7 protein-coding genes are annotated in these 5,996 nt (G+C 60.4%); 3 read left to right on the top strand and 4 right to left on the bottom strand.

From position 1 onward, the window contains the following. The 3 genes from ACRXB1_RS28365 to surE form a co-directional block, all read left to right on the top strand. Positions 1 to 841, top strand: an 841-nt coding sequence (locus ACRXB1_RS28365) for a DUF1571 domain-containing protein (RefSeq protein WP_449493920.1), incomplete at its 5' end; no start/stop codon positions are given. A 162-nt stretch (positions 842 to 1,003) separates the two neighbouring features. Then, entirely contained in the window at positions 1,004 to 1,243 is a 240-nt protein-coding gene (locus ACRXB1_RS28360) for a hypothetical protein (protein ID WP_061999617.1), read from the top strand. A gap of 79 nt (positions 1,244 to 1,322) precedes the next feature. Next, positions 1,323 to 2,117, top strand: coding sequence for a 5'/3'-nucleotidase SurE (gene surE / locus ACRXB1_RS28355; protein WP_449493919.1), 795 nt, complete (start codon positions 1,323 to 1,325; stop codon positions 2,115 to 2,117). Positions 2,118 to 2,126: 9 nt separating this feature from the next. On the opposite strand, the gene ACRXB1_RS28350 is transcribed toward surE, so the two are convergent. The 4 genes from ACRXB1_RS28350 to ACRXB1_RS28335 form a co-directional block, all read right to left on the bottom strand. Then, positions 2,127 to 3,518 carry a sigma 54-interacting transcriptional regulator gene (locus ACRXB1_RS28350; RefSeq protein ID WP_449493918.1) on the bottom strand — a complete coding sequence of 464 codons (1,392 nt, stop codon included), beginning with the start codon at positions 3,516 to 3,518 and terminating at the stop codon, positions 2,127 to 2,129. Positions 3,519 to 3,586: 68 nt separating this feature from the next. Beyond that, positions 3,587 to 5,281, bottom strand: coding sequence for a TadG family pilus assembly protein (locus tag ACRXB1_RS28345; RefSeq protein ID WP_449493917.1), 1,695 nt, complete (start codon positions 5,279 to 5,281; stop codon positions 3,587 to 3,589). Positions 5,282 to 5,345: 64 nt separating this feature from the next. Then, positions 5,346 to 5,759 carry a DUF3613 domain-containing protein gene (locus ACRXB1_RS28340; RefSeq protein WP_375507467.1) on the bottom strand — a complete coding sequence of 138 codons (414 nt, stop codon included), beginning with the start codon at positions 5,757 to 5,759 and terminating at the stop codon, positions 5,346 to 5,348. A 10-nt stretch (positions 5,760 to 5,769) separates the two neighbouring features. Continuing rightward, positions 5,770 to 5,907 carry a hypothetical protein gene (locus ACRXB1_RS28335; RefSeq protein ID WP_449493916.1) on the bottom strand — a complete coding sequence of 46 codons (138 nt, stop codon included), beginning with the start codon at positions 5,905 to 5,907 and terminating at the stop codon, positions 5,770 to 5,772. Positions 5,908 to 5,996: the final 89 nt, after the last annotated feature.

Genomic DNA, 5,996 nt, shown 5'->3' with positions numbered 1-5,996 from the left:
TCAAGGTTTTTCCCCCGAGGAAACCGCAACCTTTATTTTTTCGCTGAAAAAACCGTTGTTCAACGGCTTGCGCGATTCGGGCGAGGACATCGATCGTCTGAACGACGAGTTCTGGAAGCTGACGCAGCTATCCGGCATGCTCGCGAAAATGAGCGACACGGCGCTGGTGTCTTTGTTTCAATCGCTCGATCCGCTTGCGTTGCCGCGTTATCTGAAGGAAGGTCCGAACGGGTACCCGTCGTATGAGTTCACCATGCTGCGGCGCGAGCGCATCGAGGGAAGATGGCCCGACCAACCCGATCACATGCTCGTGCGTGTCACGCGCGACCCCATGCGCGTCTACGCCAAATGGCTGCCCGACGGCGACCACGCGGGCCAGGAAATCCTCTACGACGAAACCACGCGCCCCGACGAAATGCTCGGCCACCTCGGCGGCATTCTCAACGTCATGACGCTCTGGACCGCACTTGACGGATCGCTCGCGCGCTCGCAATCGCGTCATTCCATTCGCGACCTCGGCACCGAATTCATCACGCAGCAGTTCCTGGCAGAAGGCAAGAAGTTCGCCGAAGCGGGCGTGACCCGAGCGAACAACATCGAGGTGAAGACCATCGACGGCGCGCGCGTGGTGGCATTCACTTACGAAACGCCATCGGGTCAGCCACAGTTCTATGCGAAAAAAGAGGTGCTCGGACTCGACCTGAGAAGGCCGTATTTCCGCACCGCCGAATCCTTCGATAACGATGGCAATGTCTTCGAAAGCATCGTTTTCCAGAACATCGCGCCGAAGGTTTTCGACGAGGACACCTTCAATCCGAAGAACCCGGACTATCACTTCTAGGCGTGCACCGTCTCAGGCGGTAAGCATTCGTCACATGCTTTATTTCGGTTTTAAGTTTCGCCTAAGACTTCGTCGATACCCTCGCCCCACTTGCATCATGACTGTTGCAGTCAAATCGCCCGCAAAGCACTACGCGTAAAGCATCAACGAAAGGAGTTCGTCATGAACCTCCGCGACGCATCGGCTCCAGTGCGAGCCATCAAGAGATTGTTGAGCCATCACGAAATCGCCACGCTGCTGTTGCTGCTGCACGCGCCCATCGATGTGCGTGCAGCCACGCCCGATGTCGCCTCGCTCAGCGAATACGGCTACGTGGAAATGGTGACGCCGGAACCGGGCGAAGCCAAGTTTCGCCTGACCGCCGACGGCAACGCCGTCCTGCGCGGGCTCGGCATCAAGTAACGCACCCCGCTACCCGACAACGCGATCTCTGGAATAATCGATTGACTCGTACATCCGTCAATCGACAAGGAGATCTGCAATGCCTGCCGCTTCATCGTCTACATTACAACAGCGGATTCAACGCGTCCTGCTGACCAACGACGATGGTATCGATGCACCCGGCCTCGCCGTGCTCGAAGCCGTCGCAGCGGAAATCGCCGATGAAGTGTGGGTCGTCGCGCCCGAGCACGATCAAAGCGGCACCTCGCATTCCATCAGCCTGCATTCGCCTTTGCGTGTAAGCCAGCACGGCCCTCGCCGCTTTGGCGTACTCGGCACGCCGGGCGATTGCGTCGTGATGGGCGTGCGACACCTGATGCGGGATGCGCGGCCTACGCTCGTGCTGTCCGGCATCAACCGCGGTGGCAATCTCGGTGCGGAAACCATGTTCTCCGGCACGGTTGGCGCGGCCATGACGGGCTTGCTGCTCGGTTTGCCGTCGATCGCGCTGAGCCAGACATTCAGCGATCGCGAGAACGTGCGCTGGGATACATCGCGTGCGCTCGCGCCCGGCGTGATCAGTCAACTGGCTGCCATCGCACACGATGCACCCACTTGCCTCAACGTGAATTTTCCCGATGTCGATGCCGCTTCAGCGGGTCCGCTCACGCCTACGCGTCAAGGCGTGGGACTGGTGGAGGGTATCGATGTATTGCCGCAAACCGATCCGCGCGGACTGCAATATCACTGGCTGCGATTCCAGCGCGGCCCGCGTGAAAATACGCCCGACAGCGAGACGGCAGTGGTTGCATCGGGACGCGTGTCGGTCACGCCGCTGCACTTCGAACGCACCGATGAACGCACCTTCGCGACGTTGACCGCGGCATTGGGTTGAAGTCGTGAATCAGTCGACGGCGCGCGTTTCAGGCTCTTCGTCGAAGATCTGGAACTTGCGCATCTTCTCCCACAGGACCTTGCGGCTGATACCAAGATGACTTGCCGTGTCCTGCCGGCGCCAGCCGTTGGCATCGAGCGCGGCAAGCACGCGATTGCGCTCGTTCATGTCCCACTTGCTGCGGTCCACGACCACTTCCGCGTTGAGGTCCGGCGGCAACGGCTGCGAGGTCCGGGCGAGTGCCAGCAGCCGCTGCAGGCGCGCCGTATCCCACGATCCCAACTGACGCACCGTCACGCCGATACGCTCAGCGAGATTGCGCAACTCGCGGACATTGCCGGGAAAATAACTGTCGGCGACTGCATCAGCGAGCCAGTAGGGAAGCTCGGGCAACGTCGCGAGTTTTTCTTGTCCCACCACCTGTGCAATGAACGACTTGAACAACGCGATCTTGTCGACTGCGCCGCGTTCCTCGAGCGACGGAATCTTCAACTCGATCACCGCCAGCCGATAATAAAGGTCCGCGCGAAACTCACCGTCCTTCACGAGCTGCGGCAAGCTTTTGTGGCTCGCCGCGACCAGCCGGAAATCCACCTTCGCGGGCGTAGCCGAACCAATGCGCGTCACCGCGCTGTCTTCCAGAACGCGCAGCAATTTGACCTGCTGATAAAGCGGCATGTCGCCGATTTCATCGAGGAACAGCGTACCGCCATCGGCCTGTTCGAAGTAGCCCTTGTGGGCGATCACGGCGCCAGTGAACGATCCTTTTGCGTGACCGAAGAAAAGGGATTCAAAGAGACCATCGGGAATCGCACCGCAGTTCACCGGCACGAACGGTCCCTCTGAATAACGCGAGTGGCGCTCGTGCAGCATCTGCGCAATGCGCTCCTTGCCCACGCCGGTTTCGCCGTGCACAAGGACGCTGGTATCGCAATCGGCGAAGGTTTCCACCTCGCGCAGCAAGGTCTGCATGCACTCGGCGTTTGCTATCAACGCGCTCGATTCCTGAACCTCTTCGCCATGCGCGCGAAGCTGTTGAGCAAGCTTCGCCACCATGCGGCGCAACTCGGCGCCGGTAAAGTCGAGCGGCAGGATATGCGAGTAGTCGGTGGGGAAAACCGCGGCATCGCGTTCGCGCGGGGCGGCGCCTACCCAGACGACCGGCATGCCGCGATGTGCTTCCCAGTCGCGCAACGCGAACGCGCCTGTATCGATCACGCTGACACTCACAATGGCAATCGCCTGGCGCTCCGACGTCTGGCTCGAGGCGATCGACATGCCGTCGGCGCGAATCACATCGACTTCGAAACTCGACATGCAGCGCACCACCTGCTCGACGATATCCGCCTTGCCTTCCCACACATAGATATCGAGGTCGTCGATTTTTGTCGCTGGTCTCATTGATCGAATCTCATGGCTTTGATGCGTGTGGTACTTGATAAGGTTATCGGCGTCGATGAAGCGAAGCTTCAGTACTGCAGTTGCGATTGCCCGCATACAGGCGGCAAGCCGTGAACGGTGCTGACGCCGATCTGTGCGCCGAGTAGTTGCAGTATCGGCGTGAGGATGGAATCCAGCGCGTTGAAAACGGGCTTCAGCAAGGGCAACAGAATGGCCAACACCGGGCCGACAACAAGCTGTCCAAGTACCGAGCCCAGGAGAGTCTGAGCGCCGAACACTTTAAGCGTCAAACCGGTCGGGCTGGAAAGCTGTGTCGCCAGGCCGAGCGTTGCGTTGTATAACACGCCCCCTACCTGGTTCGAATTGGTCGTCTGATAGTCATCAGCATTTCCGGAAATACCGTCGAACGTCATGTTCACAGCACTCGATGCCGGCACTGTCGCCGGAAGACCCGCAGCAGTCGTGATGGTCAATACATTAGGCACGTTGATCAACGTCGCGGGCGAACAACTAAACGGTGTCGCTGCGAATGGATTGGTGATCGAATCCCCCACGCAAACCTGCGCGATACCAGTCTGAACACCGACCACCGAATTGCTTGCCGCCTGCGTCGAGGCACATTGAGTTGAAACCAGCCAGGCTTGTCCCGGCGCCACGGCAATGTTCACAGGCAAATTGAGGACCGGTGAACCCAGTCCGAGGGCGGCAAGCGCCGGCACCTGACCCAAGGAGACCTTTATGGCCGCCTGCAATTGTGCTGAACTGGCCACCGTTCGCCACGCTCCACCCGGCGTCTTGCCGGCCTCGCCGACCGCCAGCACCGGCGGCTGGATGATCTGGACCTGCAGCGACGCAGTCGCCACGCCCAGGTTGAGCGCGGTTCCCACGTTGATAGCCGCCTTCCCCGCTTGCGCAACCTCGGCGGTGACCATCAACGCATCGAACGGACTGATGGTGGCGTGCAAGGCGGATTGTGTATCGGCTAGACCGATTTGCAGCAGCCCCGCCGAGCCGTTTGCCGCGCCTATCGCCAACGTCCCCGAACCCTGGATGTTCGCGTTGACAATGGTCTGCAACGCGCCCACCGCCGCGGACAAATTCGCGTTCAGTACATGGGTGTTCTGCAATGCGGTGAGCGTCAACTTGGCGATCTGGGCTTCGGTGAGATTCAGTGCGAGCAACTGATTCACGGTGCCGACGCCCGCCGCCGTTACCAGGTCGCCGATTTCGATCCGCGATTGCGCAAGCCCCGCATAGCCCGCCGCCGATATCTGCAACGAGTTGATATTCGTCCCCAGCATGGAGTTCAACAAGCCGGTGATGACTGTTGGATCGACGCTTGCCGTAGTCGTGCCAATACTGAACGCGCCCACGTTGATGGCCTGCGCGGTCGCTGTCGCCGTGACCATGCGTCCCGGTCCGGCGAAGAAGTACGGCACTTGCTTCGCCACTGTGACCTGTACCGCGTTCGCGGGCGTACCGGCCGCAGCGAAGTAGGTCGGTCCGGCATAGAGCGTCGGGTCCCAACGGCCGCATGTCGTCGTGATCGTGTTGCTTGTTCCCGAGGCCGTGAAGCCGTTTGCACCGGCGCTTCCCGCAGCGGTTGCCGGAGCCCTCGAACAGGCGTCATCGATAACCTGCACGCCTGCGCTAGCCGCAAGATCCGCCACGCCCTGCAACAGGCGTCGTTGATAGAACACGTTGCCAATATCGATAACGCCCAGCAAGATGACCGCTGCGACCAGCCAGATCGAGGCGATCACGCTCGCAATCCCGCGCTGACGGCGGCGGGATACGGGTCCGGTTGTTATCGATGAGCGGCGCATGTCAGTTCTGTGCCCCGCCACCCGATCCAGCACCCACCTCGCCCACCGACGAATTCAGTTGCGCCGGAATCGGATGATCGAATGACTTGAGGTATCGGCGAAACGCGGCATCGGCCTCGACGCCGAGCATGGGCTGTGCGGGCGCCGCAAGGCGGCCCTCACGCTGCATTGCGAGCCACGCGACAGTTGAATCGCCTATGCGCGTCACAGGCGCCTCGACTGGCTGCTCCATGACGGGTGGCCGCACAACAGTCTCGTACTGCGGTTGTGCCTGCGATTGCGGCTGTGCTTGCGCTTGCGCGGTCAAAGGCGTTTGAACTTGCGTCTGTGCCAGAACGGGTGACGCAAACGGCAACACGCCAATTGCGATCGCAATCATGATCGCGTTATTGCGCATCGATTGAATCCTGCTCATAAGTTTCCCCTTAACGCGCGACGAGTTGCGGCTGGATCGCTGCCGTCGCGCCAGATTGACCGAACGCCTGGCTGCCGAGCGTTTGTGTCAGTGGCAATTGAGCATGAAGCAGCGAGTCGACCGTCTGCGGTGCGTTCGATACCGGCACGCGCGCGCGCTCGGTCGTCGCGCGTTAAGGGGAAACTTATGAGCAGGATTCAATCGATGCGCAATAACGCGATCATGATTGCGATCGCA

The organism is Caballeronia sp. M23-90 (assembly GCF_053574605.1).
Note: the sequence above shows the minus strand (reverse complement) of the source record. Positions and strands in the feature narration are given on the sequence as shown.

Excerpts from the sequence above, each read along its gene's own strand:
- ACRXB1_RS28360 (WP_061999617.1), top strand. The coding sequence starts at position 1,004 with ATGAACCTCCGCGACGCATCGGCTCCAGTGCGAGCCATCAAGAGATTG.
- surE (WP_449493919.1), top strand. The coding sequence starts at position 1,323 with ATGCCTGCCGCTTCATCGTCTACATTACAACAGCGGATTCAACGCGTC.
- ACRXB1_RS28350 (WP_449493918.1), bottom strand. The coding sequence starts at position 3,518 with ATGAGACCAGCGACAAAAATCGACGACCTCGATATCTATGTGTGGGAA.
- ACRXB1_RS28340 (WP_375507467.1), bottom strand. The coding sequence starts at position 5,759 with ATGAGCAGGATTCAATCGATGCGCAATAACGCGATCATGATTGCGATC.